A 26162-nucleotide genomic window follows, 5' to 3' on the forward strand; every position below is an offset into this window, starting at 1 on the left:
CCCGACCATATCCAGCGCACGCCACGAAGAACTCAGTCCTGTGCAGCACTCCAAGCAGCAAGCTCACCCAGCAGTTGCTGCTTGCGCTCGTCAGAGGCAAAAGAGGAGCGGATGGAGTTGGCCGCCAACAGCTCAACTGTCGCCGAGTCCCATTCAAACTCCGCCACGAGAGCCGCAAAGTTAGCCCCAACGTAGCCGCCAAAATATGCGGGATCATCGGAGTTGACGCAGACGTTCAGCCCCGCCGTAATCATCTGCGGCAGCGGGTGGGCGGCCAGGGTGTCCACGGTACGCAGCCGGACGTTCGAGAGCGGGCACACCGTCAAGGGAACCTGCTCAGCCACCAGCCGCTTAACCAAGTATTTGTCTTCTACAGCCCTAATTCCATGGTCGATCCGCTCCACACCGAGCAGGTCCAACGCGTCCTCAATATAGCTGGGCGGGCCCTCTTCGCCGGCGTGAGCAACCAAGCGCAGCCCTGCTTGTGCGGCACGCTTGAACAAGCGGATGAACTTCGACGGCGGATTGCCCACCTCTGCTGAGTCCAGGCCAATGCCGATAATGGGCGCGTTCATAGCCAGCAGCTGCTCCAGAACGGCAAGCGCAGACTCTTCAGATTCATCACGCAAGAATGCGGCGATGAGTCCTGTCGTGATACCAAAGTCTGCCTCGCTGGTGGCGAGGGCAGCGGCGATACCGTTGACCGCCGTCGAAAGTTCCACTCCGCGAGCAACATGAGCCTGGGGATCAAACATGATCTCCGCATGGCGGACTCCAGATTCCTTGGCGCGGGCCAAATAGGCCCCCGTCATGTCGGTAAAGTCAGCCTCCGTGATCAGCACGGCCATGTTGGCGTAATACAGGTTCAGGAACGATTGCAGATCGGTGAACTCATACTGTTCCCGTAATGCTTCCAGTGTGGGAAACGGCAGTGTGATGCCGTTGCGCGCCGCCAGCGCCAGAATCAATTCCGGCTCGAGGGTGCCCTCAATGTGCAGGTGCAGTTCGGCCTTGGGAAGCGCAGCCACGGCTGCAGGATCAACGTTTTCAACAGGAGCCTGGGTCATGAATCCAGTCTATGTGGGAGCCCAAGACCTAGCCGACCGCAACAACCCTCCCCCGCGCCCCGCAAATACGGCCCAAAACACCCAATGTCGGAGGGGTACGGCAAGATGATGCTCAGCAGATTCAATGACAACCGGGAACTTTTCGGAACGGCCAACCATTAGGAATATGTAGCGTGAATGGAGATAATTGAATTTGAACAATCCGGGCCCGTGCCGTGAGGCTTCGTGGCACCGAATCCAGATCGATGAAATCCCTGATCCGTGGCAGGTCTTAGGATTTCCTGAGGAGCTTTTTAGCGCGTGTTCATGAGAACTTTTGGCTGGTCCTTCGGGATCACCGCAGTAGCGCTCACCCTCGCCTTTTTCTACGGCGGCATCGAAGCGCTTATCCTCTGTGCCATCCTCGGTGTTTTGGAAGTCAGCCTCAGCTTTGACAATGCCGTAGTTAACGCCCGCATCTTGGAAAAGATGAGCGCGTTCTGGCAAAAAATGTTCTTGACGGTCGGTATTTTGATCGCCGTTGTCGGTATGCGCATCGCGTTCCCGCTCTTGATTGTTGGCGTCACGGCCAACCTCAACCCGATCCAAGCCGTGCAACTGGCGCTGGAAAAGGGCGACATCCATACAGAAGGCAGCTACGCCTACCTGTTGCACGACGCGCACCCGCAAATCGCTGCCTTTGGCGGTGTCTTCCTGCTCATGCTATTCCTCGACTTCATGTTCGAGGAGCGCGAAATCCACTGGCTTAAGTGGCTCGAGAAACCTCTAGCTTTCATTGGTCGCCTGCATGGCGCATCAATGGTCATCGCCCTGCTGATCTTGGTGGCCTCCGCCGCCATGGTCCGCCCCGGCAAGGAAATCGACGTTCTCATCGCAGGCATTCTGGGCATGGTCACCTACATGTTGGTGAACGGCCTCGGTGACCTCTTCGACGTCGACGGTGACGGTGATTCGGACGCAGACGATATTGCTGCCGAGGCGGCAAAAATCACCAAAAAGTCCAACAAGGGCGTCGGCAAGGCAGTGGGCAAGGCCGCGTTCATGCTGTTCCTCTACCTTGAAGTCATTGACGCCTCGTTCTCCTTTGACGGCGTCATCGGCGCCTTTGCCATCACCTCCGACCCCATCATCATCGCCCTTGGCCTCGGCCTGATCGGCGCCATCTTCGTCCGCTCACTGACGGTGTTCCTGGTCCGCGAAGGAACCCTCGATGACTACGAATACCTGGATCATGGCGCCCACTGGGCCATTGGCGCCCTGTCCATCATCTTGCTCTTGACCATCAGTATCGAGGTCAACGAGGTCATCACCGGAATCATCGGCGTGGTCTTCATCGGCGCCTCATTCTGGTCTTCCATTGTTCGAAACAAGCGAGCTGCAGCAGCAGAAATCAAGGTTGAGCAGCTCACTAATTAGCATCAACACCCACGTTTTTCCACACCTATTCACCAAGGAGCTACACGCTATGGGACTTAGTTTGCAAAAGGGCCAGGCCCTTTCACTGAAGAAGAACGACGGCGCCGCCCTCACCCGGGTGCGGATGGGACTGGGCTGGGATTCTGCAGCCCCCGTCAAGCGCGGACTGTTTGGCGGCCTGAAGAAGGCAGCCGATATCGACCTAGACGCCTCAGCCATTTTCTTTGACGCCAGCGGTAAGGCCCTTGACACGGTCTTCTTCAATCAGCTGAAGAGCAAAGACGGCTCCACCCAGCACACCGGTGACAACCTGACCGGTGAAGGCGACGGTGACGACGAGACCATCCTGGTTGATCTGGCCAAGGTCTCACCGGCCGTGTCCCAGATTGTGTTTGTTATCAGCAGCTACAGCCGCCAGACCTTTGACCTGGTAGAGAACGCATTCTGCCGCCTCGTTGACGATTCAACGGCTGGCTCCCCTGAAGTTGCCCGTTTCCAGCTGACCGATTCAGGCACCCACACCGCCATGATCATGGCCAAGGTGTCCCGCGAGGGCACCGGCTGGGCGTTCACTGCTATTGGCGAGCGAGCCAACGGACGCACCGCGATGGACCTGATCCAACCGGCAGCAAACTCACTGTAGGGTTTCGCCAAAGGCTATTTCGTTTTAGTTTGTAAGTGGCACTTCAGTTATTAGAGGAGTTCAGTTCAGATGGCATCTTTGACACTTTCCAAGGGCAGCAACCTTTCCCTAACCAAGGCTGATCCCGGCCTGCAGATGGCCATGGTTGGCCTGGGCTGGGATCCGCGCACCACCAGCGGTCACCAGTTCGACTTGGACGCATCAGCATTGCTGGTTACCGCCAGCGGCAAGGTCCGCAATAACGATGACTTCATCTTCTACAACCAGCTGGAATCCAAGGATGGCTCGGTTGTTCACCAGGGCGATAACCGCACGGGTGAAGGTGACGGCGACGACGAGCAGATCCTGATCAATCTCGCCACGGTTGCCGCCGATATTGAACGTGTGGTCATTGTGGTCTCAATCGACCAAGCGGAAGTCCGTGGCCAGAACTTCGGTCAGGTTCGCGACGCCTACTGCCGTGTGATCAACCAGGAAAACGAACAAGAAATTGTTCGCTACGACCTTTCCGAGGACGCCGCGTCGGAGACCACTATGGTTTTCGCTGAAATCTACCGCAACGGCGCAGAATGGAAGTTCCGCGCCGTCGGCCAGGGCTACGCCAGTGGCTTGCACGGCATCGCCACCGACTACGGAATTGTTCTGGACTAGTTCACCGTGGTGCGCGGAGGAATCCGCGCACCACACCGCTTTGACGGTAACCGGCAACCCGCCGGCAGCTCACAAACCATTTACAATGTAAGGACGCGATTTCATGGCTGGACTTTCGCTTGCCAAGGGCAACAACCTTTCTTTGACCAAGACCGACCCCGGCCTGCAACAGGCACTCATTGGCTTGGGTTGGGATCCCCGCACCACCACGGGTGAGGCTTTTGACCTGGACGCCTCAGCTCTGCTGGTCGCCGCATCCGGCAAGGTCCGTTCCGGCGATGACTTCATTTTCTACAACCAGCCTGCTGCCAAGGACGGTTCGGTGACTCACCTCGGTGACAACCGCACTGGCGATGGCGCAGGTGATGACGAGCAGATCCTGATCGATCTGACCAAGGTTGCCGCAGATGTAGAACGCATTGTCATCGTGGTTTCCATCGATCAAGCCGAAGCCCGAGGCCAGAACTTTGGCCAGGTTCGCGGAGCCTACTGCCGCGTGGTCAACCAAGGCAACGAGCAGGAAATTGTGCGCTTCGACTTGAGCGAAGATGCTGCTCCCGAGACGTCCATGCTGTTCTCGGAGATCTACCGTAATGGCAGCGAATGGAAGTTCAAGGCCGTAGGCCAGGGCTACGCCTCCGGGCTGGCCGGCATCGCCACCGACTTCGGCGTCCCTCTGGGCTGACCCCTCACCGTTTCGGCCTTCTCCGTTTCAGCAACGCTTCAACAACCTCCAACTACTTGGAAATTGGATCTCACCATGACTTCACCTTTGACCCCGCCCACCGAAACCGAAACCGCACTGGTACTGAAAGCCCCCGACGCTCCGGCGATCGTCGCGGCTGAAGAAGCCCCCGGCATGGTTCCGGTGCCTGCCGAACGCCAGGCCGAGATCAACCGTCAGGCCAAGGACTACATCGCCGAGATCGCCACGTTCGATGCCCGCAGCCCCGAGTTCACCTCCAAGGTTGATGGCATCTCCAAGCTGGCCGGTTCGGAAATGACCAACTCCTCGAATGCTTCCAGCCGCATGTTGGAGCGCTCCTCAACTTCTGTTGCCGGAGCCAAGAAGAGTGGCAACAGCGCCCAAGCCCAGGTTGCGGGCACTTTGAATGATCTGCGCAGCACGGTGGAGGATCTGACCCCGAACAACGCAGATTTGACCGTTGGCCGGAAGATTCTCGGTTTCATTCCGGGTGGCAACAAGCTGGCCAAGTACTTCCAGAAGTACGAGTCCGCCCAGACCCAGCTCGATGCCATCATCAAGTCGCTCATGGCTGGCCAGGACGAGCTCCTCAAGGACAACGCCAGCCTGGCCGGGGAAAAGGTCAAGCTCTGGGAGACAATGCAGAGCCTGAGCGAGTACGCCGTGTTCGCCAAGGCCCTGGACGCTGCCTGTGTTGAGAAGATCGACTCTACCCGCGCTTCGGGTCAGGTTGAGCAGGCGCAGAAGCTTGAAGCCGATGTGCTGTTCCCCATCCGCCAGCGCCACCAGGACATCCTGACGCAGCTGGCTGTTTCGGTGCAGGGCTACCTAGCCATGGATCTGATCCGTAAGAACAACCTGGAACTCATCAAGGGTGTTGACCGGGCCCGTACCACCACCATTTCGGCCCTGCGCACTGCCGTGATCGTGGCCCAGGCCCTGGCTAACCAGAAGATGGTGCTGGACCAGATTGACGCCATCAACACCACCACCAACAACATGATTCTCAAGACCAGTGAGATGCTCAAGGATCAGACGGTCCGCATCCACCAGCAGGCGTCAACATCCGGCGTCAGCGTGGAGACCTTGCAGAAGGCCTTTGATAACGTCTTTGAAACCATGGACGCCATCGACACCTTCCGCGCCTCGGCCGCCAAGAACATGGAAGGCACCGTGGTAGCCCTGGAAGCCGGCCTGGAGCGGGCCAAGCCTTACTTGGAGCGCTCCCGCCAGTCGGAACGCGAGTAGGCTAAAACGTACGACGACGAAACTAGGGTAATGCGATGATTGGCCGTTTTGTGGGGGGCAGGTTCGGCGGAGGCCAGGCGCCCCAAGTACCTGCCCCGCCGGTAGTTGACCCGGTCGCGGAGGAAATTGCCCAAATGGGTGCCTCCGTGGACAGTTTGCGCGCCGCCGTGCGCCGATCCGGCAGCAGGCTGCCTCCCTTGCTGACTTCACAGTTGCGCCATTTGGGCGACCTCATGCGTGAGGCAGTGGCGGACATTAGCATCAGGGGCTGTTCCACGGAGCAGCGCGTCCTGCTCAACGCCATGATTTGTAGTTACGTCCCTACGCCGTTGCAGTCGTACCTATCGCTACCTCCGGCACACCACGACGAGGAATCGTCGGCAACCTTCATGTTCGCCGAGCAATTGGCCACGCTGGAGGAAACTTTGGCGGATCTACTCAACCAGATCCGCATTGGCGCGGTGGAAGAACTATCTACCCACGGCCGCTTCTTGGCGGATAAATTCTCCGCTCAGGATGCTGCCCTGCAGCTTCAACAACCAGCATCAGAGAGGGACCCATTGCGTTTGGAGGGCCAGTCTTGGCAACACTAGTGGCAGGGGCCAACGCGGCCCTAACGGCTGAAAATCCGGGCCTGGATCAGGTCCTTGTGGCCATGGGGTGGGACATCATTCCCAGCCGCGGCCCCCAGGCCGAGCTGGTCCCTTTCGCTATCATGTGCGATTCAGATGGCAAGGCGGTCTCCAATGAGCACCTGGTGTACTTCAACCAGCTTGCCAGTGCCGATGCCTCGGTGACCTTTGTGGGCTCCGGCGATCAGGAGCAGATCGATGTCGAGCTGGGCAGGATCCCGGCGGACATTTCCAAGATCATCTTCCTGGCTTATGTGGACCCCGAATTTCGTGGTCAGGGCACCTTTGGCGCGGTACGAAACGCCCACATTCGTGTGGCCACGGCAGAGAACCGCGAACTGGTCCGCTTTGACCTGGCCGTCAGCCAGCTGGATTCAGTCACGGCCATGATCTTTGGTGAGCTGTACCGGCACCGCGAGGACTGGAAGTTCCGTGCACTGGGGCAGGGCTACAGCACAGGTCTGGCCGGAGTGGCCAAGGACTACGGAATCAGCCTGTAGGGCCTCACCGTGAATAATCCTTCAGCTCCGCGCACCGACCTGCCGTTTCTGCGTCGCCGAATCAAACCAGGCCCAGCCCAACCGGTTCAGCCCTGCGTTACCTCGGCTATGTCCTCGGCACAGTCGCCGACACAGGTCCCTCGGCAAGCCCCGGCGACCGCACCCGCCGCACCTATGCAGCCATCGTCCGGACCGTCCTTGACTCTGCGCCACGCATCGACACCGGCCACTGCACCCGCGCAACCCTCGGTCCGGCCCCAGGTTTCTGCACCCGCACAGTCATCCTCAGGGCCTTCCTTGACGCTGCGTCAGCCTACTCAGCCGCCGTCTTCCAGCCAGCCTGCTCCGGTGGCTGCCCCCCGTCTGCAACCGAGCGCGCCGGCAACCGCCCGCCCCACGTCGCAACCATCCGCACAGGCGGCTTCCGGCGTAGCCTCGCCTCCCAGGACCAGCCCGTCCGGGTTGGTCCTGGGAGGTGCGGCTCCGGCGTCGTCCACGAGTCCCCGTGCCAAGAAACTGGCAGCACAGCGAGAAAAGGCGAAGCTGGAGGATCATGAGGTTCGGCTGTTGTTCCCGGCCCCCGGGATCCGGGACATCTACGAGCTGAACCTGGTGGACCGTGTGCTCAGGCTGACGGTGCTGGAATCGTCGGTGGGCACCTTGGTGGTCAGCGGCAGCACGGCCGTTGCGTGGGAGGATGTGCGCCGGGTGACCGGCGGAGCGACGGTGGATGGCCACAAGGCCGGGACCTCCGTTATGACTTCCGGGAACCGTGAATTGGTGGGTTACCACGGCCGCGATGCGCTGGTTTCCTTGCGCCATGTGCGTGAACTGCGCCGGGCCGTGTTCATCAATCGCAGCAGTGCCGCCATGGGTGTGCGGCTATTCTCCGGTGAATCCGTGGCGCTGCCACCTGCGGCCGATGGCACGCAGATGGTGATGTTGCTACACAGGATCGGCAACGTCCTAGAGATGCGGGCGGAGCCGGTGCCTCATACCTGGACCGACCAGCAGATCTGGCACGAGTTCGACTTGTCCATGACGCATAGCGCGCCCGCCTCCGCCTACGGGCGCTAGGGCATATGCCTCGCGGGCCATATTTTATTTCAGGATTACTTTGAAAGGGCCAATGCGACATTTTCGCTCCTTGACCGCGCTCCAATCCTCTACCCTTTTTCATCGTCTACCTGTGGAATTGACGGCTCATAGCTCGCCCGAGCTGCAGGCCGTTGCCCTTGGCGGGACGCTATATACTCCCGCTAACCGGCCGAATCTAGTCAAGGACATTCTGCGCCAGCGCGATCTCGGCTGCGTGTCTATGGTGCTGTGTTTGGAGGACTCCATCCCCGATGCGGATGTAGCCAGCGCAGAGGACAACGTGGTCTCCACGCTTGAAGTCCTCGCCGAATATGACGAGGCCCTGCCGCTGCTTTTCGTCCGGGTCAGAACGCCCGAACAGATGCTCTCGGTGGGCCGCCGGGCCGGCGCCGCCACAGGCGTACTGACCGGCTTTGTGATCCCTAAGTTCGATAACGAATCAGGGGTAGCTGCGGCCTTCCTCGAAGTGTTGCACATCATTCAGGCCGAGCTGGGCCTGGACGGCAACCACTCAAGCAACACTCGCAGGCTGCGTGTCATGCCCATCTTGGAATCACCGTCCGTGATCCACATCGAGACCCGGGCCGCCGCGCTGACCAACATTTACACGCTGCTCGCCGCCAACCGAGAGGATATCCTCTCGGTCCGGATTGGCGCCACGGACATGTCCAGCGCCTTTGGCCTTCGCCGCTCACGGGATCTAACCATCTATGACGTCAACGTGGTGGCCAGCGTCATTGGCGACATTGTGAACGTATTGGGCAGGCCCGACGGCGGCTTCGTCATCTCCGGCCCCGTCTGGGAGCACTTCGCCAACACCGAACGCGTGTTGCGCCCACAATTGCGCGTCACCCCGTTCGTGGGCCCCCAGGAAATTGAGCTCCGTCAACGCATCATGACGGCAAACCTGGACACCCTCATTCGGGAGATCGAGCTCGATCTTGCGAACGGACTGCTCGGCAAAACTGTCATCCACCCCACCCACGTGGCCCTGGTCCATTCCATGAGCGTGGTCAGTCACGAAGAATATTTGGATGCCTTGGCCATCGCCGGCAACACCAACGGCGGCGCCGCGGCCTCCCCCTACGGCAACAAAATGAACGAGATGAAGCCGCACCAGGCCTGGGCGCAACGTACCCTGCTGCGCGCCGACGCCTTTGGTGTGGCCGCCGCCAACATTAGTTTTGTCGACCTGCTGGAAGCGAGCATGGCGTGAGTGAGCCGGGCGTAAGTGTCTGGAGCGGCGGTTTTGTTGCCGATCAACTCAACGTCGCCATCCACAGTGACCCCTCCAGTGCCGTTGCCATCGAGGATCTGGTGGGTCTGGCCCTGCGCCGCAACCCCAAGCGCGCCCACCTGCTGGTCTCCCGGGTGTTGGCCAAGCATGTGCCCACCGAGCCGGGTTTGGTCATCGCGGCCGGCGAGCTGCTGGGGGCGTTTGTCGCAGCTTGCCTCTCCACCCTGAAGCACGACGCCGGGACCCCACCTCTGGAATCGGCCCGCGCCGAGGCCATTGCCTCGGCCGCGGACCTGCTCACCGCAGCCCTGCGGGAACGGCCCGGACAGCGGCAGGCGGCCATCGCGTCCCTCACCGCCGCGGTGGCGTCGTTGCGCACACAGGCGCCAGACGCCGTCGTGATTGGCTACGCCGAAACGGCCACGGGTTTGGGGCGGTTGGTGGCTAATGCACTGGGCGCCTATTACATCCATTCAACCCGGCATGCCACGCCCGAGGTGGAGTCGGTGGCCGGGTTTGAGGAGGGGCATTCACACGCCACATCGCACGCCATGGTTCCCACGGATCCGCAGTGGTTGGCGACGAGCGGGCCGGTGGTTCTGGTCGATGACGAGTTCAGCACCGGTTCCACCGTCATCAACACCATCCGCGAGCTGCATGCCCTGACGTCGCATGAGATTTACGTAGTGGCCGCACTCATTGACCTCCGCAGCGCCGCCGACCGGGCTCGCTTCGACGCCTTGGCGACGGAGTTGGGTTGTCAGATCCAGGTGACAGCGTTGGGCACGGGATGGATCGAGCTTCCCGACGATGTGCTCATCCGTGGCCAAGAATTAGTGGAACAAATGCCTGCCGCGGAATCTACCGAGCCCACCGACGAAACTGCCGGGGAAGCTGCCGGGCGGGTGTCCTTCCTTGAGTTCGATGCCGGTTTCATTGCCCCGGTGCGCAGCGACCGCTTTGGCAACATCGCCCCACCTCCGCCGGCCACCGTTGAGGCCATTGCCGGGCATTTGGCTGAACAACTTGCTAGGACCGGCTGCCAGGGTCCGTTCGCAGTGTTGGGCTGTGAAGAAAACATGTCTTTGCCATTAGCCGTGGCACAGGTCTTGGACCGATTGCGCCCGGACGATGACGTGCGTTTTTCCACCACGACGCGCTCACCCATCGCTCCCCTCGACCGGGCTGATTACGCCATTGCTGGCTCCTTGAGCTTCGCCAGCCACGATCTCACCAACGACGGCCCCGGCCCCCGCTTTGCCTACAACCTAACGGGTTCTGGGCAACGGCCCGGAACCATTGTGGCTTTCCCTGAACCTGGCACGGACCGAGAGCAGCTGCTGCACAGCTCAGTCCCGGGCCTTCCCCCACTGACTGTGGTGCTGGCCGCAGCAAGTGATGACACAGTGGTGGTTCTGCTTCCCGTTGATTCCCCCACAGCCGCAGCTCCCAGCCACGCCGCTCCCAGCCAGACAGTAGCGACCCCCACACACCCCAGCCAAACAGAGGATGCTCCATGAGCCTGCCTGCCCTGCCAACACCCCTAACCGGGCCGGATTTTGGCTCCTACGCGGCCGAAGAGGTCACCTGGCTACTGAAGGATTTGAGCCATCTACAGCTGGAAGCACCCACCGCGGAGCGGGAGCGTGCCATCCAGTCCGGTGCCGCCAGCTACGCCGAATCGCTGCCGGTGGAGTACTCGCCCAGTTCCGAATACCAGGAGCTGTACCAAGTTGCTGTGGAGCGTGCGGGTGAGCGAATTGCCACAGCCGTAGGCGTGGTGACGGAGTTGGCGCTGGCCGCCCGCAACAACCAGCCCGTGCTGGTTTCGCTGGCCCGTGCGGGCACCCCCATTGGCATCTTGATGCGGCGTTGGGCTAAGGAGATTCACGGCCTGGATTTGCCACATTTCACCATGAGCATTGTGCGCGGTGTGGGCCTTGACCCAACGGCATTGCGGTATCTGGCTGCCAACTTTGATCCGGATAGAATCCTTTTTGTGGATGGTTGGACCGGCAAGGGCGCCATTTCCCGAGAGCTCACGGCTGCCTTGGATGACTTCGCCGCCAGTTCCGGCACCCGCTTCCCCGACGATCTTGCCGTCCTGGCAGATCCCGGACATTGCGTATCCATGTTCGGCACCCGCGAGGACTATTTGATCCCCTCGGCTTGCTTGAATTCCACGGTTTCGGGGCTGGTCTCGCGCACCGTTTACAACGTGGAGCACATTGGCCCGCACGAATTCCATGGCGCCAAGTTCTATGCGGAATTGGCTCCCAACGATGTCTCCAATGACTTCCTGAACGCCATTGGCGCGCACTTCCAGCGCATCCACTCGGAGGTACTGCGCCTGACCGCCGAACACCAGGCAGCAGCACCGCAACCGAGCTGGATCGGTTGGCAGGCCGTGGAACGGATCAGCTCCGAGTACGGCATCAACAACGTGAATCTGGTCAAGCCCGGGGTGGGCGAAACCACCCGCGTGCTGCTGCGCCGAGTGCCGTGGAAGGTGCTGGTCAATCCTGAGGCGATGACCGACGTCGCACATGTACTGTTGCTAGCCCAACAGCGTGGAACCCCTGTGGAGGAAGTCCCGGGCCTGCCGTACAGCTGCGTCGGGCTGATCCATCCGCAGTTCGACAAGAGCGCCGTGGGCGCCGACGGAAAGGCCGTGCCGAACGCATGAGCACCCCCCATGTTGTTGCCTGCGACCTTGACCGGACGCTGATTTACTCCAAAAACTCGCTCTGGCTCAGTGGTGCCGATAAGGATGCGCCCGCGATGGTGGTGGTGGAGGTTTATGAGGGCGCTCCGCTGTCGTTCATGACGCGCGCCGCCGAAGAATTGCTCATTGGCGTCAAAGCGGCGGCCACGTTTGTTCCCGCCACCACGCGCACACAGGCCCAGTACGAACGTGTTCAGCTGCCCGGTCCGGTCCCCGAATACGCCATCACCTCCAACGGCGGGGTGCTGCTGCATCACGGTGCGCCGGACACCGCGTGGAGTGCGCAGCTCACGGCCCACATGGCGGCAGATTGCGCGCCCCTGGAAGAGATTGAAGCGCATCTGGCCAAGCCGGAATTCGCGCCGTGGATCCTGCGACTGCGCCGCGCCGAGGACCTTTTTGCCTACGCCATCATTGACCGGGATGCCATGCCCTCCGCCTTCTTGGCGGAGCTCGTCGAGTTGTGTGACGCGGCAGGCTGGAGCGTTTCGGTGCAAGGCCGCAAGCTCTATTGCGTTCCAAAACCCATCAACAAGGCGGCGGCTTTGGCAGAAGTTATCCGCCGGACAGGTACCGAGAACGTCATTGCAGCCGGCGATTCGCTGCTGGATGCGGGCATGTTGGACGTTGCCCAGCTCGCTTTCCGTCCCATTCATGGAGAACTGCACGACGCCGGACACATGGCTGAGCAGCTCCGTCTCACCTCGGTGCGCGGGGTTCTTGCGGGCGAGGAGATCCTTCGTGAGATCCTGGCCGAAGTCACCGCAGCCTAGCTCACCATCTCCCGCCGTCCCCTCCCGGTCAGGCCGCGAAAGGTCAGTAGTGGGCCCGTCGTGGCAAAGCAATGTCAGTACTCACCGATAGGCTGGAAATTACCGCTGTTCCTAGCTTGGGGAGATCTCCGTCTTGTCTGTACCACGCCCGACTCGCTCATTTGGGGCCGTCGATTTCATCATGATCCCGCTGTTTGCTTCCGTATTGCTGATGACCACAGCGTGCGGTGGCGCAGCGACGCTTGAGGTGGCGCCGGCGTCGGCCGCGTCAGCACAGAGCGCAACTCAGAGCACCACACCAACCCATACCCCGAGTTCCACCCCCACTGCAGATGACGTAGCTCCCCTCGACGGTGAGGAAGTCCCCGATGCCGGTGGTGCCGATCTGGCGTCGAACCAGCAACCCGCCTTTGCCGCGAAGGCGCTTGAGGTGTTGGCGACGCTGCCTGTCAAGGGCCGAGCGCCCAAGACCGGCTACGACCGGGCCATGTTTGGGCAAGCGTGGGCGGATGTGGACCGCAATGGTTGCGATACCCGCAATGACATTTTGGATCGGGACCTGACCGCAAAAACCTTCAAGCCCGGCACGCGCGACTGCCTGGTTCTCACCGGTATTTTGGCCGACCCCTACACAGCCACCACGATTGATTTTGTGCGCGGCTCCGCGACCAGCAGTGCGGTCCAGATCGACCATGTGGTGGCCCTCAGCGACGCGTGGCAGAAGGGAGCGCAGCAGCTGAGCGTGGAGGTGCGTACCGCGTTCGCCAATGATCCACTGAACCTTTTGGCCGTTGACGGTCCCAGCAACCAGCAAAAAGGAGCGGGCGACGCCGCCACCTGGTTGCCGCCGAACAAGAGCTATCGCTGTGACTACGTGGCTCGGCAGATTTCCGTCAAGGCCACCTACAAACTCTGGGTAACCCAGGCCGAACATGACGCCATGGCCAAAGTGTTGGACGGGTGCGCTGGCGTTGAGGTTCCGACGAACCAGACGGCGCCACCAGTTGAACACGTTACCTTGCCCCCTGTTGCCCCGGTTGCGCCGGTGCCCGCAGTGGAGGCGGCACCCGTTGCGCCGGCGGCACCGGCTCCGGCCCCGGCTCCGTTGGTCCAGGCACCAGCACCAGCGCCGGCCCCAGCGCCTTATTACCAGAACTGCTCCGCAGTCCGGGCTGCTGGAGCGGCACCCATCCGTGTGGGCCAGCCGGGGTTCCAGTCCAAGTTTGATCGTGATGGTGACGGGGTGGGCTGCGAATAAGCGTCTAGGGAACTTGGAGTGCCGCCGCCGCGCAAGTCAGCTCTGGCACCCCGTGTAGTTCTGACTAGACTTAAAGTGTGAGCTCCCCTAGCGACCAGCCGCTGATCCCAGCTGTATGGCAGCGTCATGACACGGTGATCCTGCCGTTGTGGCGCGAAAGGTTGAGCGCCGAAATGGGCCCGGTGGTGGCAGCCCGCTACGCTGCCGGACTGTTTTTTGAGGACCGACGCAGGCCTATCGCCCAATGGTTTAACCCGGCGTTGGGTGCTGCCCTGCTGGTGGGCATCGAGACCTCTGCTGAATGGCCAGTGCAGCGTTTTGCCCTTTTCTATGCCCCTGCAGGCGGAGGTGTCACCCGGGTCCATACGAACCTCCACGAGTGGTATCTGCGCACTCCGAAGAAATCTCCCACGGAAGAAGAAGCGTTCGCCGGGGCAATCCGTTCTGCAGAGTCATTCCTGCAAGTGGAGATGGACTGGCTCTGAGCCGTCACGCCCCCAAGGCCATCTTCACACCAAGAAAGAGCATGATGGCGGCAATCAGCCCGTCCAAGACGCGCCACGCACCGGGCTTGGCAAAAATGGGCCGCAAGAGTTTTGCCCCGTACCCCAGGGCACTAAACCAGATGATGCTCCCAACAGCAGCTCCTGCACCGAACCACCAGCGCAATTCGCCGTGTTGGTTGGCTAGAGTTCCCAGCAACAGCACGGTGTCCAAATAGACGTGAGGGTTTAGCCAGGTCAGCGCTAGGGCAGTGACCAGGACTGCTTTGCGGCTCAGGCTCCCCTGCCGGTCCCCGGTAGTCAGCACCCCGGGGCGGAATGCGCGTTTAGCGGCAAGCCCTGCGTAGGCGATCAGAAAGGCAGCTCCACCCAATCTGATCACCACAACAACGGCAGGCACCGCAGCGATCACGGTTCCAATTCCAAAGATTCCCGCGCCGATCAGGACCACATCGCTGAGCATGCAAACCAAGACCACCAAGCCGACGTGTTCGCCACGAATGCCTTGCCGCAGCACAAAAGCGTTCTGAGCGCCGATGGCAATGATGAGGGCCAAGCCGGCGCCGAGCCCGGTAGCCAGGGTGGCAAAAATATTCAGTGTAGTCACAAGCATTGAAACTACTAGACTGAACATCAACAGTACAGCTAATGTTTTTCATGCTACCTAAGGAAATCTAATGATCAGGTTTCAGTCAGAACAACTCCGGACCTTTCTGGCGGTACTGGAGAGCGGCACTTTTGATGCCGCTGCCCATAGCCTGCACGTCACAGCCTCGGCAGTGTCGCAGCGCATCAAGGCCATGGAACACGTTGCCGGACAGGTCCTCCTGCTCCGGGGCACGCCCATCACCGCCACGCAAGCCGGGGACGTGGTGCACAAGCTCGCCCGGCAACTGCGCCAGCTAGAAGACGATGCGGCCGCAGAATTGGGCCTAAACACCGGCAACCACGGATCCATCGCCGTCGTGGTCAACGCCGATTCCCTCGCTACCTGGTTCATGGACGCCCTCGCCCTGCTGCCGCCAGAGAGAAACATGAGCCTGGAACTGGTCCGCGAGGACGAACAGCACTCCGTCAATTCGCTGCGCTCCGGCGCGGTCATGGCCGCCCTCACCGCCACGGCAACACCGGTTCAGGGCTGCTCCTCAACCCCGCTGGGCACCATGGACTACCGGGCCGTTGCCTCCGTCAGCTTCATGCAAAAGTGGTTTCCAAACGGTTTCAAGGCCGAAGCATTCGCAGCCGCCCCCACCGTCCAGTTCGACCGCAGCGACACCCTCCAAGACAACTTCTTCGCACAAGTCACCGGCCGGCGCCGCTCCGGCACACAACATTTCATCCCCGACACTATCCAATTCGCTGAGGCCGTGAAGCTCGGACTGGGCTGGGGCCTCATGCCCGAGGCCCATTGCCGGGACGGGCTGCGCTCTGGCCACCTCGTGGAATTAATCCCCGGACGCCTCTCCCGAATCCCGCTATTCTGGCAGCGCTGGAAGGTCCAATCGCAAGGACTCGATACGCTCTCGGCGGCCGTGGCCCAAGCCGCCGCCCAGGCCCTCGGCTAGGATCCACTTATGATTTCTCTTGACCGTCAGCGCCGCAACCAAGGTGTGCTGGTTGTTGGCCAATTGCTGTCCGGCGTGGGTGTCGCCTCGGGAGTTGCCGTGGGCGGAATCTTGGCCGCTCAATTGGCAGGCACGACGGCGGCCTCCGGTTTTGTGCAGACGGCGTCGGCTCTGGGCGCGGGGCTGGTTGCCGTACCGTTGGCCAACCTCGCCGTTCGGGCCGGGCGCCGCTGGGCTCTCAGCACGGGCTTTGCGCTCGGTGCCATGGGTGCCGGACTAGTGTTGCTGGCCGCCTCGCTGGGTCAGTTCTGGCTCATGGCGGCCGGCATGTTGTTCTTCGGTTCGGCCACGGCGTCCGGGCTGCAGGCACGCTACGCCGCCGTTGACGGTGCCGCCCCAGAAAAAGCGGGCCGCGCCATGGCCATCGTTATCTGGGCCACCACTATCGGCTCGGTGGCTGGACCCAATTTGTCCGAACCTGGCCGATTGTTCGGCATCTCGCTGGGCCTGGTGCCACTCTCCGGCCCCTTTGTCTTCTCCCTGATCGCCTTCATCACCGCAGCGCTCGTCATTGCCGTCTTCTTCGTGGCGCCGGCAGCCAGCACAGCGGCAGGTGACACAGCTACGGCACTAGCGGGGCCGGCGTCGTCCGCTCCCCAACAAGCCAAGCCAACCTCCCCCGCCAGCACAGAAAAGCCGAAGAACCGGGCGAAAAGGGCGAAGCGCCATGGCGCGTGGCGGGCGCTTCGGCTGGCGAGCCACAATCCACGAGCGCTCTTTGCCCTCGCGGCAGTCACGGGCGGGCACGCCATCATGGTGGGCGTGATGGTGATGACCCCCGTAGCCATGGACGCGCATGGGCATTCGCTGGAGATCATCGGTATTGTCATCAGCCTCCATATTCTGGGCATGTATGCTGCCAGCCCGCTATTTGGTTGGCTCGTGGACAGGCTCGGTGCGATGCCCGTGGTCATGCTCGGCTGCGGCATTTTCCTGGCCGCCATTACGCTGGGGGCCATCGTCTCGGAGGGCAACGATCCGGTCCTGATGTCGATGGCGCTGACTATGCTGGGGTTGGGCTGGTCGGCATGTTTGATCGGTGGATCGTCCTTGCTGAATCAGTCCGCACCTGAAGATTTGCGTGTCCCGCTGCAGGGCGCCAATGACATGACCATGAACTTCGCTGCCGCTGGCATGGCCGCTTTGGCCGGGCCAGTGTTGGCGGCCGGCGGATTTTTCTGGGTCAATATGATGGCGCTGGCGGTCCTCATCGTCATGGTCACACTCGGCGTGCGCGCTTGGCGAACGACGCCGGATCCTGCCACCATCGAGCACGTCACCGATGCTGTGAGCTAGGCCAGCTGGTAATCTGGCGGGCATGTACCCGCCTCCTCCACCCAAACCAGCATCGACCACCGGGCCCAAAATTCTCACCTTCAGCGGCATCGCCGTCCTGCTGATAGGACTCGTGGCATTGATCTTCGCCATCACCTCAATGGTCTCGACCCTTCCACTGAACGTCATTACTTCCCAGGGTCAGCCCGGCAGCGGAGCTCTTGCCGGCCTGACGGTGGACGAAGACCATGAGTTCACTTCCCCTGGTGGTTTGTCCTACGATCTGTGGGAAGTCCAGCAGAGCCCGAATGGGCAATTTGGTTTGGACCGTAAGAGTGTCACCGTCATCGGTCCGGATGGCGCCCGCGTGACCGTCCGGGGATCCGAGGTCAGCGGAAGTAGCACGCTAGGCGGCTTCAAGGCACAGTCCTTTGCTTCCTTCTCCGCGCAGCAGGCTGGCAGTTACACCATCACCATCACCCCGGGGCCCCGCTATTCCGGTCCCAGCAGCAACTCTTCCGGCGCCGAAGGATTCGACGCCAACGACACCGAAACGGTCGACGCCGTCATCACCGAAAGTTCTGAATTCACCACTCTCTTCACTGGTGTCTTCACGTTCATCGGCGGCATCATGGTGGGAATCGCTGGCCTCCTGCTCGGGGGCGGCCTGACCATTGGCGGAATAGCGTGGTGGATCAACGCCAATGGGCGCCGCAAAAGAGGATTCGCCCCCGGAGTTTGATGCTCTGCCGTAGTTTTTGCCGCCCGTTTGCCGCCCGTCAGTGCGACTCTTTGGCGCCCAGAATGTGGCGCAGGGCCGATTCGAGGTCCGTGTGACGGAACTCGTATCCCGAATCTTGGATCTTTTTAGCGGAAACGCGCTGGCTGGCGAGGGCCAGTTCAGCGGCTCCCTGCGTCCCTAGCAGCAGCTTTGGACCAATGGACGGAACCGTCAGCGCGGCGGGACGGTGCAGTACGCGGCCCAGGATGCGCGCAAACTCGCCTGCTGTTACGGGATGTGGCGCAACGCCGTTGACCGGGCCGTTGACCTCCGGTGACAGTGCTGCGTGGGCAAAAATCCCGGTAATGTCATCGATCCCCACCCAGCTTTGCCACTGCTTCTCTCCGAGCGGGCCACCCACGCCAGCCAGATACAGCGGGAGCAGCCGCTGCAAAACGCCACCACCGGCAGAGAGCGCAATGCCTGTGCGGACATTGACCACCCTGACCCCGGCTTCGGCTGCTGGCGCGCACGCGGCTTCCCAGTCTTGGCAGACCTTGGCAAGGAAGTCACTGCCAGCAGGATCGGACTCCACGAGTGCCGCGGGCAGCCGACCCTCAGTGGAGGCGTGCGGATCCGCGCCGTAGTAGCCCACGGCGGAGCCGGAGACCAAGGTGCGTGCCACGCCGTCGGACGCTAGAGACGCCAGAGTCTTGGCCAGCAACCCGGTGCCGCGAACCCTGCTCTGGTGAATGGCCCCCTTGTTGGCCTCCGTGAACCGCCCACCGATGGGGTGCCCGGCCAGGTGGATCACAGCGTGGCAGCGGGCCAGCGCGGCGGAGTCGATCACGCCAGCGTCCGGGTCCCAGAAAATCTCATCATTGGCCCGCGGCGCATGCCGAACCAATTTCAACACCGTGTGTCCGCCGCCGCCCAGCAGCGCACAAATCTGGCGGCCCAGTAAACCCGACGCGCCACTGACCGCGATGACTTGCGGCTCGCCCGCATGTGCGGCATGAAACGCCAGATCAGCCTGCAATTGCCGCTCACGGAAGGCAAACATGCGCCCAAGTTCGCCCTGCATCTGCCGGTGCGTCCAGCTTCCGCGGGCTAGTTTTGGCAGCTCGAAGCGCATCTCGTCGTGCATCAGCGTGGTGCCAGGTTCACCGTCGGAAAAGGTGTGGGTGTGGCTGCTCGATGCCAGTGGCCCCTGGTCCATGACATCGGTGAAGCTGACATCGGGCACCAATTCGGTGTGCAGCGCGTGCCAACGAATCTCCGGGCGAGCCCACGGCAAACGCGCCGGGGCAAAGGGCAGTATGCCGCGCACCGTTCCAGCCGCGGATCCCAGCCACATCCCCAGCCCGCCCGGCAGGCCTACTCCCATGACCGCCGTCGAACCTGGATTGATGCCGTCGCTGGGTTCGGCGTGAATGGTCCCAAAGAACGACGGCGTGAGCCGCACCAGCGCGCCGGGCCGGGTAAACCACCGGAATACTTCAGCGCGAGGGTAGGGAAGGATCGTGTCATAACGGAACGTGGGCATGGCTTCTCCAAGTCTGTGTCACCCCCATCTTGCCTCACATGCTGCCCAGCGCGCACCGCGAAAGCGGCAATGTGGGTGGGCCTTGCTAGATTCAAGAGCAGCAACGCTGCATTAAATTACTAGGTACGGCACGGAAGGCACACAATGTTTTTGCTTGACTCCCCCGAGGGCAACAAAACGCTGATCTTTTCGGCGTCGGACCTAGTGACGGCCAGCGAATGCCAGTATCGGACGCTGCGGATTCTGGATGAAAAGCTCGGTCGGACCACCAAGCCGGGCTTCGCCAAGGACGAGATGCTTGAACGCGCCGCTAAACTGGGCGACGCCTTCGAGGACAAGATCCTGCATGAATACAAAGAAGAGTTCGGCGAGTGGGATGCGGCAACGGGGAAAGGCGTGAAGGTTGTTGAGCGCACCAAGGGTCCGGACGGCAAAGCTGCCGCCCCCACGTGGGCCGATCTCGACGCCAAGCGTGAGGAAACGCTGGAGGCGCTGCGGATAGGTGCTGATGTGGTTTTCCAGGCCACGTTCTTTGACGGTTCAATGGTGGGATTCGCGGATTTCCTGATGAAACAGGACGACGGCTCGTACGCCGTCCACGACACCAAACTGGCCCGCCATGCTCGCGTCAGCGCGCTGCTGCAGCTGGCCGCTTATGGGGATCAGCTGGAGAAGTACGGGATTCCGGTGGCACCCGTGGCCACGCTGGTGCTGGGCAACAGGGAGCACAGCAACCACTCGATGGCGGATTTGCTGCCCGTCTTCCGTGAACACCGGGAACGGTTTCTGGCTCTCACTGCCGCGCACCGAGCCCAACCGCTGCCCGTTGCCTGGCTGCAGAACGGCATTAGTTATTGTGGGCGCTGTGACTACTGCTCGCAGCAGGTGGCCGAGCATCAGGACTTACTGCTGGTCAATGGCATGACCGGCTCCCAGCGCCGCAAGCTCATGGCGCAAGGCATCACCACGGTCCAGGCGCTGGCGGACCTGCCTGAAGACCAGGTCAAGGGTCCGCTGGTACGTCTGCGCGATCAGGCTCGCATGCAGCTCGGGCTGGAACCTGATGTCAAGACAGTCACCGCGGGCACGGGCGACGGCGCCCACCCCGTCAGTTACAAGGTCCTGCCGACCATCAGTCGTTTGCCAAAGCCAAGCCCCGGGGACATCTTCTTCGACTTTGAGGGCGATCCGCTCTGGCAGGATGCCGTGAGCGAAAAGTGGGGACTTGAGTACCTCTTCGGCTCCATCGAGGCTCCAGACCCAGCTGCTCCGGCCGGAACACCGGAGAAATTTGTGCCGTTTTGGGCGCACTCCCGCGCCGCAGAGGGCAAGGCCTTCAAGGACTTCATCGCCTACGTCGAAGCTCGGCGCGCAAAAGACTCCGCCATGCACGTCTACCATTACGCACCCTATGAGAAGTCAGCACTGCGCAATCTGGCAATCCTGCACGGCGACAAGGCGGCCGAGGACACCGTGGACGATTGGCTGCGCAGCGGTCTCCTCGTTGACCTACTGGATACCGTCCGACAGTCGGTGCGCATCTCCGAGAGCTCATACTCGATCAAGAAACTAGAGCCGTTCTATATGGGCGAGAACACCAGATCCGGCGATGTTAAGGATGCCGGCGCATCTGTGGTTGCCTATGCAAACTACTGCAAGGCGCGCGACGCCGGACTGGCCGGGGACGCCGAACAGGTACAAGAAGCCACGAAGATCATCGCGTCCATCTCCGACTACAACGAGTACGACTGTCTCTCGACCCTGCGCTTGCGCGACTGGCTATTTGAGATTAAGGCCGCCGTTGAAATCGAAACATGGACCGAAGGCAGCGGAAAGCTACCAAAAACGGACGACGAAAAGCCGAAAGCGAGCAGCTTTGAACCCACCGAAGGTGAGCTCAAGCTGGATGCGTATATTGCGCAGTTGACGGCCCAGGACAGCACGCACAAACTCAGTGATGACGAGAATGCCATCGCCATGGTGTCTGCCGCGGCGAGCTACCACCGCCGTGAGGATAAGAAGTTCTGGTGGGGGCACTTTGATCGGTTGGAGAAGGGCCCGGAATCGTGGAACGAAGAGCGGAACATGCTCCTGATCCAGGATGTAGAAGTACTCGAGGACTGGGCCAAAGCCACTCCCAAAGCAAAGACCGAAACACGCACACTCAAAGTGACCGGCACCGCCACCGAAGGCTCTGATTTCCGCCCTGGCACATCATGGTTTGGCATGATCGCTGGCCCGCTTCCTGAGGGGTTGAGTGAAGACTCCGAGTATCCAAAACAGCGCGATGGCCTGTTCAATATCACCATCGTGGAGGACGTCTCGGATCCTGCCACACCGGAGCTCACCACGCTGATCGTCAAGGACAAATCCTCTATGAAGGTGCCGCCTTACAAGCAGCTCCCCATGGCACTGACACCCGACCAACCAATCAACGCCAAATCAATCAAGGCTGCTCTGGCTGAGTTGGCCGAAAAAGTTGGCAACAATCTTCCGCACCTTCCCAATCACCCGGGCATCGACATCTTGCGCAAGACCACACCCAGGTTCAACGGCGGCGCAAGTCTCCCGTCCGCCGTCGTGCAAGAAGATGGGCACAGCATCCGCGAATACGACTACATCGGTGCCATCACCGAGGCGGTGCTGAAGCTGGACCACTCCTACCTTGCTGTTCAGGGCCCGCCCGGAACGGGCAAAACGCATGTAGGCTCGCACGTCATTGCCAACCTCATCAAACAGGGCAAGAAAATCGGTGTGGTGGGGCAGTCGCATGCGGTGGTGGAGAACATGCTCCGCGCAGCCATTGAAAAAGCCGGCGTTGATCCGGAGCGCGTGGGCAAAAAGCTCGCTGCCCCGCACGATGTCCCGTGGAAAATCACTGACGATAAGCAGTTCGGCAAGCTCCTCTCCAGTCCTGAGGGTGCGCTGATCGGTGGCACGGCGTGGACCATGACCGGCGCCAATGTCCCTGAAGGCTCCCTGGATTTGCTGGTCATTGACGAGGCGGGACAGTACTCGCTGGCCAACACCTTGGCCGTGGCCCGGTCCGCGAAGAACCTGCTCCTGCTGGGCGATCCGCAGCAACTGCCACAGGTCACGCAGGGCTCCCATCCGGCACCTGTGGATGAATCGGCGCTGGGCTGGTTATCGAAGGGTCACGCCACACTACCCGAGGAGATGGGCTATTTCCTCGCCGATTCCTGGCGCATGCACCCCGAGTTGTGCGCCGCGGTGTCTAGGCTCAGCTACGAAGGAAAACTGTTCTCCGCACCGGCGGCGTCCCTGCGTCATCTTGCCGGCAAGGCCCCCGGCGTGGAAACCATCTATGTGAGCCAAAACCCGGGGAGCGATAAGGACAACAAGCAGTCCTCCCCCGAGGAAGCAGCGGAAGTGGTCGCCCAGGCGAAAGAGCATCTCGGCCTAATATGGACACCGGGTCCTGACAAGCAACCCCTCCCGTTGGGCCAGGAGGACATCTTGGTGGTGGCCGCCTACAACGCGCAGGTCAATCTGGTCCGGGAGATGCTGGATGAAGCGGGACTGCCCGATGTCAGGGTCGGCACCGTGGACAGATTCCAGGGCCAGGAGGCTCCAGTGGTGTTGGTGACCATGGCCTGCGCGGACCCGTCGGGGGCACCGCGCGGCATGGAATTTTTGCTGAATCGCAATCGCATCAACGTTGCCGTCTCACGGGGGCAGTGGCGGGCCGTCATCATCCGCTCCCCCGAACTGAGCAACTTCATGCCAGGACGCCCCGAAGGCATGGCAGAACTGGGCGCCTTTATCGGCCTGTGCCGCGGGGATACCGCAACGGGGGCTCCGCCCATGGCATGATCACAGCATGAACCAAGATTCCTCGGCCCGGGCCCGGCACCGGCAACTGCGTATTGCCGCAATGCTGGTATGCGGAGCCGCCGCTATCGTTCTCATGGGATTGTTGGGCGCCTGGGTCTACGCCCCAGCAGTGGGTTGGGCCGTCGCTGCACTGATCTATAACGCCACGGTGTGGCTGCAAATTGCCCCGATGGATGCAGCACAAACGGCCACCCATGCACAGGAGGAAGATCCGGGTCTAGGCACCACCGATCTGCTGATCTTGTTGGCAGCGCTGGGTTCTTTGGCCGCCGTGGTGCTCGTCATGGTGGGCAGCAAGGACGTGCAAGGGACCGAACGGTTTCTACTGGCCATGCTCGCGCTGACCGCTACAGCCATGTCCTGGCTCATGGTCCACACACTATTCACGCTGCGCTACGCCACGATTTATTACAGCGGCGAGCCCGGCGGAATTGGCTTCAACCAGGACGCGCCACCGCAATATACGGATATTGCTTACATGGCCTTCAGTGTCGGCATGACCTATCAAGTCTCCGACACCAGTATCACCACCCGCGCCATGCGCTCGGCCGTACTGCGGCATAGTCTGCTGGCGTTTGTTTTCGGTACCGGAATCCTGGCCACCACCATCAACCTGGTGGTCAGTCTCGCAGCCTGACTTGCGCTTGGATGGCGGCCCGCGCTTAGACGGCAGACCCGAAGAACGTCTGCACAATGCGCGCCAGATGGAGCGGGTCATCCACTCCGCATAGCTCCCGCGCCGAGTGCATTGACAGCAACGGCGTGCCCACGTCGAGCGTTCTGATACCCAGCCGCGTCGCCGTCAACGGTCCAATCGTAGACCCGCACGGAACATCGTTGTTGGATACAAACTCCTGATACGGAGCATTCGCTGCGGCGCAAAGCTTGGCCCACACTGCCGCGCCCACCGCGTCGGTGGCATAGCGCTGGTTTGCGTTGATTTTCAGCAACGGTCCGCCGTTGAGCACCGGCAGGTTGGCGGGATCATGGCGCTCGGAATAGTTGGGGTGGACGGCGTGCCCGGCGTCAGCCGAGACGCAGAATGAGCTGGCGAAAGCACGACGTCGTTCACTCACCGATGCGCCCAAACCATCCGACACCCGGGTCAAGACATCCTCCAAGATGGGACCGCAGGCTCCAGAGCGTGATCCGGAGCCGATCTCCTCATGATCAAAGGCCGCCAGTACCGGAATCACCCCGGAAAGGGGTGCTTGGGCTGCCGCGATCAAGGCCACTAGACCCGCATGCACGGAGCTCAGATTGTCCATGCGCCCGGCGGCGAAAAATTCGTTGTTGGCCCCAAATACTTGGCCGGGCTGGGTGTCGGCCACAACAATGTCGTAGCCACCGATCGTGCCCGCATCCACGCCCGCGCGCTCTGCGAGCAGCCCCAAAAGGTCCTCATCCGGCGCATTGCCCTGCCCCCACACGGGATTCATGTGGTGCTGCTTATCGAGTTTGAGCCCATCGTTGACGCCCCGGTCCAAGTGAATGGCCAGCTGCGGGAAACGCAGCAGCGGCCCGGTGGCCACCAACGTTTCAACCCCGATAAGGCTCACCAAGCGGCCTGCGAATTGCAGTTCACGGTCCAGCCAGGAGTTAATGAGCGGCCCGCCATAAACCTCAACTCCGGCCTGCAGCCAGCCAAATCGGCCCGTGGTGGGCTTCGGTTTGAGCTTGAATGATGGTGAATCCGTGTGCGCACCCAGAATGTTGAACGGCGTGGTGACGGTGGCGTGCTCGGGCACAATCCATGCCATGATGGCGCCGTCGCGGATCATGAAGAATTTTCCGTGCACCGGCCACGGCTCGGTCTCGTTCAGCTGCGTGAAACCTGCCCCGGCGAGTCGGCGGCCAGCTTCACCCGCCGCATGAAAGCTCGATGGTGAGGCATCAATGAAATCGCGCAGGTCCAGGATGTGTTCCACAGAAGTCATACTTCGATTCAATCACGAAGGGTGGCGGCCGGTGCACACAGGCTCTACGTGGCCAGCTAGTAGTCCGGATTGCTGGGGACCACCATGCCGGTTTCGTAGGCATACACCACCACTTGGACCCGATCACGCAGGTGCAGCTTGGTCAAAATACGCCGAACATGGGTTTTGACTGTGGCTTCGGAAAGGAAGAGCGCATGGGCGATCTCGGCATTGGAAAGCCCCTGGGCAATGCACTGAGCAACCTCAAGTTCCCGTGGCGTGAGCTCTTCCAGCAACGGGTCGGGATGAAGATTTTGGCGCGGCGGGCTGTTGCGAACAAAGTTCTCAAGGAGCCGCTGCGTGACGCGCGGGGCCACCACCGCGTCACCACTGGCCACGAGCCGCACGGCGTGAACCAAGTCCGACGGCGCCACGTCTTTGAGCAGGAAGGCGCTGGCCCCAGCCTGCAAGCCGGCAAAAGCGTACTCGTCGAGGTCAAAAGTGGTCAGAATGATGACTCTTGCCTCCGAAGGGGATGCGCTGATTTTGCCGGTGGCTTCGATTCCGTCCATGAGCGGCATCCGCACATCCATCAGCACCACATCTGGTTGCAGGCCCTCTACAGCCCGCAGCGCTTCAATGCCATTGGAGGCCTCACCCACCACCTGCATGTCATCTTCGCCCTCAAGAATCAGCCGGAAACCCATCCGCAGCAGTGGCTGATCGTCCACGAGCAGGACCTTGATGGGACTGTCCGTCCTCACGGA

General features: G+C 61.4%; 24 protein-coding genes. 19 read left to right on the plus strand and 5 right to left on the minus strand.

What is annotated here, in order from left to right; all coding sequences use genetic code 11:
- Positions 1-32: 32 nt before the first annotated feature.
- Positions 33-1067, minus strand: a complete 1035-nt coding sequence (locus tag AB0P14_RS15240; RefSeq protein ID WP_363844026.1) for an adenosine deaminase — start codon at positions 1065-1067, stop codon at positions 33-35.
- Between the two features lie 306 nt (positions 1068-1373).
- Here AB0P14_RS15240 and AB0P14_RS15245 point away from each other — a divergent pair, with 306 nt between their 5' ends.
- From AB0P14_RS15245 to AB0P14_RS15310, 14 genes are all read left to right on the plus strand, one after another.
- Positions 1374-2483 carry a DUF475 domain-containing protein gene (locus tag AB0P14_RS15245; RefSeq protein WP_363844293.1) on the plus strand — a complete coding sequence of 370 codons (1110 nt, stop codon included), beginning with the start codon at positions 1374-1376 and terminating at the stop codon, positions 2481-2483.
- Between the two features lie 49 nt (positions 2484-2532).
- Positions 2533-3126 carry a TerD family protein gene (locus AB0P14_RS15250; protein ID WP_363844028.1) on the plus strand — a complete coding sequence of 198 codons (594 nt, stop codon included), beginning with the start codon at positions 2533-2535 and terminating at the stop codon, positions 3124-3126.
- 69 nt (positions 3127-3195) lie between these two features.
- Positions 3196-3777, plus strand: coding sequence for a TerD family protein (locus AB0P14_RS15255; protein ID WP_363844030.1), 582 nt, complete (start codon positions 3196-3198; stop codon positions 3775-3777).
- Positions 3778-3880: 103 nt separating this feature from the next.
- Positions 3881-4462, plus strand: a complete 582-nt coding sequence (locus AB0P14_RS15260; RefSeq protein ID WP_363844033.1) for a TerD family protein — start codon at positions 3881-3883, stop codon at positions 4460-4462.
- 75 nt (positions 4463-4537) lie between these two features.
- Positions 4538-5731, plus strand: a complete 1194-nt coding sequence (locus tag AB0P14_RS15265; protein WP_363844036.1) for a toxic anion resistance protein — start codon at positions 4538-4540, stop codon at positions 5729-5731.
- A gap of 35 nt (positions 5732-5766) precedes the next feature.
- Complete coding sequence (locus tag AB0P14_RS15270) at positions 5767-6324, plus strand: hypothetical protein (protein ID WP_363844039.1); 558 nt, start codon at positions 5767-5769, stop codon at positions 6322-6324.
- The gene (locus AB0P14_RS15275; RefSeq protein WP_363844042.1) at positions 6312-6863 is read left to right on the plus strand and encodes a TerD family protein; all 552 of its coding nucleotides are present in this window, start codon (positions 6312-6314) and stop codon (positions 6861-6863) included. The genes AB0P14_RS15270 and AB0P14_RS15275 overlap by 13 nt, the downstream gene beginning before the upstream one ends.
- Before the next feature lie 348 nt (positions 6864-7211).
- Positions 7212-7940 carry a hypothetical protein gene (locus tag AB0P14_RS15280; protein WP_363844045.1) on the plus strand — a complete coding sequence of 243 codons (729 nt, stop codon included), beginning with the start codon at positions 7212-7214 and terminating at the stop codon, positions 7938-7940.
- A gap of 112 nt (positions 7941-8052) precedes the next feature.
- Positions 8053-9177, plus strand: coding sequence for an HpcH/HpaI aldolase/citrate lyase family protein (locus tag AB0P14_RS15285; RefSeq protein WP_363844048.1), 1125 nt, complete (start codon positions 8053-8055; stop codon positions 9175-9177).
- Entirely contained in the window at positions 9174-10718 is a 1545-nt protein-coding gene (locus tag AB0P14_RS15290) for a phosphoribosyltransferase domain-containing protein (RefSeq protein WP_363844051.1), read from the plus strand. The genes AB0P14_RS15285 and AB0P14_RS15290 overlap by 4 nt, the downstream gene beginning before the upstream one ends.
- Positions 10715-11884, plus strand: coding sequence for a cysteine protease StiP family protein (locus AB0P14_RS15295; RefSeq protein ID WP_363844054.1), 1170 nt, complete (start codon positions 10715-10717; stop codon positions 11882-11884). Before AB0P14_RS15290 ends, AB0P14_RS15295 begins: the two co-directional genes overlap by 4 nt.
- Positions 11881-12696: an HAD family hydrolase gene (locus AB0P14_RS15300; protein WP_363844057.1), complete on the plus strand. Its 816-nt coding sequence runs from the start codon at positions 11881-11883 to the stop codon at positions 12694-12696. The genes AB0P14_RS15295 and AB0P14_RS15300 overlap by 4 nt, the downstream gene beginning before the upstream one ends.
- Positions 12697-12829: 133 nt before the next feature.
- On the plus strand, positions 12830-13954 hold the full coding sequence (locus AB0P14_RS15305) for a DUF1524 domain-containing protein (protein WP_363844061.1): 1125 nt from the start codon (positions 12830-12832) through the stop codon (positions 13952-13954).
- A gap of 77 nt (positions 13955-14031) precedes the next feature.
- A complete protein-coding gene (locus AB0P14_RS15310) occupies positions 14032-14439 on the plus strand; it encodes a hypothetical protein (protein ID WP_363844064.1) in 408 nt (135 codons plus the stop codon).
- 4 nt (positions 14440-14443) lie between these two features.
- Here the strand turns inward: AB0P14_RS15310 and AB0P14_RS15315 are convergent, their stop codons facing one another.
- A complete protein-coding gene (locus AB0P14_RS15315; RefSeq protein ID WP_363844067.1) occupies positions 14444-15070 on the minus strand; it encodes a LysE/ArgO family amino acid transporter in 627 nt (208 codons plus the stop codon).
- A gap of 64 nt (positions 15071-15134) precedes the next feature.
- Between AB0P14_RS15315 and AB0P14_RS15320 the strand changes: the two genes are divergently transcribed.
- The 3 genes from AB0P14_RS15320 to AB0P14_RS15330 are packed head-to-tail and all read left to right on the plus strand — an operon-like array spanning position 15135 to position 18099.
- A complete protein-coding gene (locus AB0P14_RS15320; protein ID WP_363844070.1) occupies positions 15135-16022 on the plus strand; it encodes a LysR family transcriptional regulator ArgP in 888 nt (295 codons plus the stop codon).
- Positions 16023-16031: 9 nt separating this feature from the next.
- Complete coding sequence (locus tag AB0P14_RS15325) at positions 16032-17378, plus strand: MFS transporter (protein ID WP_363844073.1); 1347 nt, start codon at positions 16032-16034, stop codon at positions 17376-17378.
- A gap of 22 nt (positions 17379-17400) precedes the next feature.
- Positions 17401-18099: a hypothetical protein gene (locus tag AB0P14_RS15330; RefSeq protein ID WP_363844076.1), complete on the plus strand. Its 699-nt coding sequence runs from the start codon at positions 17401-17403 to the stop codon at positions 18097-18099.
- Positions 18100-18136: 37 nt separating this feature from the next.
- Here the strand turns inward: AB0P14_RS15330 and AB0P14_RS15335 are convergent, their stop codons facing one another.
- Positions 18137-19624, minus strand: a complete 1488-nt coding sequence (locus AB0P14_RS15335; RefSeq protein WP_363844079.1) for a TIGR01777 family oxidoreductase — start codon at positions 19622-19624, stop codon at positions 18137-18139.
- A 144-nt stretch (positions 19625-19768) separates the two neighbouring features.
- On the opposite strand from AB0P14_RS15335, the gene AB0P14_RS15340 reads away from it, so the two are divergent.
- A complete protein-coding gene (locus AB0P14_RS15340; protein ID WP_363844082.1) occupies positions 19769-23458 on the plus strand; it encodes a TM0106 family RecB-like putative nuclease in 3690 nt (1229 codons plus the stop codon).
- 7 nt (positions 23459-23465) lie between these two features.
- Positions 23466-24116 carry a DUF1345 domain-containing protein gene (locus AB0P14_RS15345; protein ID WP_363844085.1) on the plus strand — a complete coding sequence of 217 codons (651 nt, stop codon included), beginning with the start codon at positions 23466-23468 and terminating at the stop codon, positions 24114-24116.
- 25 nt (positions 24117-24141) lie between these two features.
- On the opposite strand, the gene AB0P14_RS15350 is transcribed toward AB0P14_RS15345, so the two are convergent.
- Positions 24142-25416, minus strand: coding sequence for a M18 family aminopeptidase (locus tag AB0P14_RS15350; RefSeq protein ID WP_363844088.1), 1275 nt, complete (start codon positions 25414-25416; stop codon positions 24142-24144).
- 56 nt (positions 25417-25472) lie between these two features.
- Positions 25473-26159, minus strand: a complete 687-nt coding sequence (locus AB0P14_RS15355) for a response regulator transcription factor (protein WP_363844296.1) — start codon at positions 26157-26159, stop codon at positions 25473-25475.
- Positions 26160-26162: the final 3 nt, after the last annotated feature.

Origin of the sequence: Specibacter sp. NPDC078709, assembly GCF_040686795.1 — a bacterium.
In the GTDB taxonomy this organism is placed as follows: domain Bacteria; phylum Actinomycetota; class Actinomycetes; order Actinomycetales; family Micrococcaceae; genus Specibacter.

Coding starts and splice junctions, on each gene's coding strand:
- AB0P14_RS15270 (WP_363844039.1), top strand. CDS start 5,767: ATGATTGGCCGTTTTGTGGGGGGCAGGTTCGGCGGAGGCCAGGCGCCC.
- AB0P14_RS15340 (WP_363844082.1), top strand. CDS start 19,769: ATGTTTTTGCTTGACTCCCCCGAGGGCAACAAAACGCTGATCTTTTCG.
- AB0P14_RS15250 (WP_363844028.1), top strand. CDS start 2,533: ATGGGACTTAGTTTGCAAAAGGGCCAGGCCCTTTCACTGAAGAAGAAC.
- AB0P14_RS15330 (WP_363844076.1), top strand. CDS start 17,401: ATGTACCCGCCTCCTCCACCCAAACCAGCATCGACCACCGGGCCCAAA.
- AB0P14_RS15265 (WP_363844036.1), top strand. CDS start 4,538: ATGACTTCACCTTTGACCCCGCCCACCGAAACCGAAACCGCACTGGTA.
- AB0P14_RS15335 (WP_363844079.1), bottom strand. CDS start 19,624: ATGCCCACGTTCCGTTATGACACGATCCTTCCCTACCCTCGCGCTGAA.
- AB0P14_RS15295 (WP_363844054.1), top strand. CDS start 10,715: ATGAGCCTGCCTGCCCTGCCAACACCCCTAACCGGGCCGGATTTTGGC.
- AB0P14_RS15345 (WP_363844085.1), top strand. CDS start 23,466: ATGAACCAAGATTCCTCGGCCCGGGCCCGGCACCGGCAACTGCGTATT.
- AB0P14_RS15260 (WP_363844033.1), top strand. CDS start 3,881: ATGGCTGGACTTTCGCTTGCCAAGGGCAACAACCTTTCTTTGACCAAG.
- AB0P14_RS15325 (WP_363844073.1), top strand. CDS start 16,032: ATGATTTCTCTTGACCGTCAGCGCCGCAACCAAGGTGTGCTGGTTGTT.
- AB0P14_RS15240 (WP_363844026.1), bottom strand. CDS start 1,067: ATGACCCAGGCTCCTGTTGAAAACGTTGATCCTGCAGCCGTGGCTGCG.
- AB0P14_RS15245 (WP_363844293.1), top strand. CDS start 1,374: ATGAGAACTTTTGGCTGGTCCTTCGGGATCACCGCAGTAGCGCTCACC.
- AB0P14_RS15315 (WP_363844067.1), bottom strand. CDS start 15,070: ATGCTTGTGACTACACTGAATATTTTTGCCACCCTGGCTACCGGGCTC.
- AB0P14_RS15320 (WP_363844070.1), top strand. CDS start 15,135: ATGATCAGGTTTCAGTCAGAACAACTCCGGACCTTTCTGGCGGTACTG.
- AB0P14_RS15300 (WP_363844057.1), top strand. CDS start 11,881: ATGAGCACCCCCCATGTTGTTGCCTGCGACCTTGACCGGACGCTGATT.
- AB0P14_RS15255 (WP_363844030.1), top strand. CDS start 3,196: ATGGCATCTTTGACACTTTCCAAGGGCAGCAACCTTTCCCTAACCAAG.
- AB0P14_RS15350 (WP_363844088.1), bottom strand. CDS start 25,416: ATGACTTCTGTGGAACACATCCTGGACCTGCGCGATTTCATTGATGCC.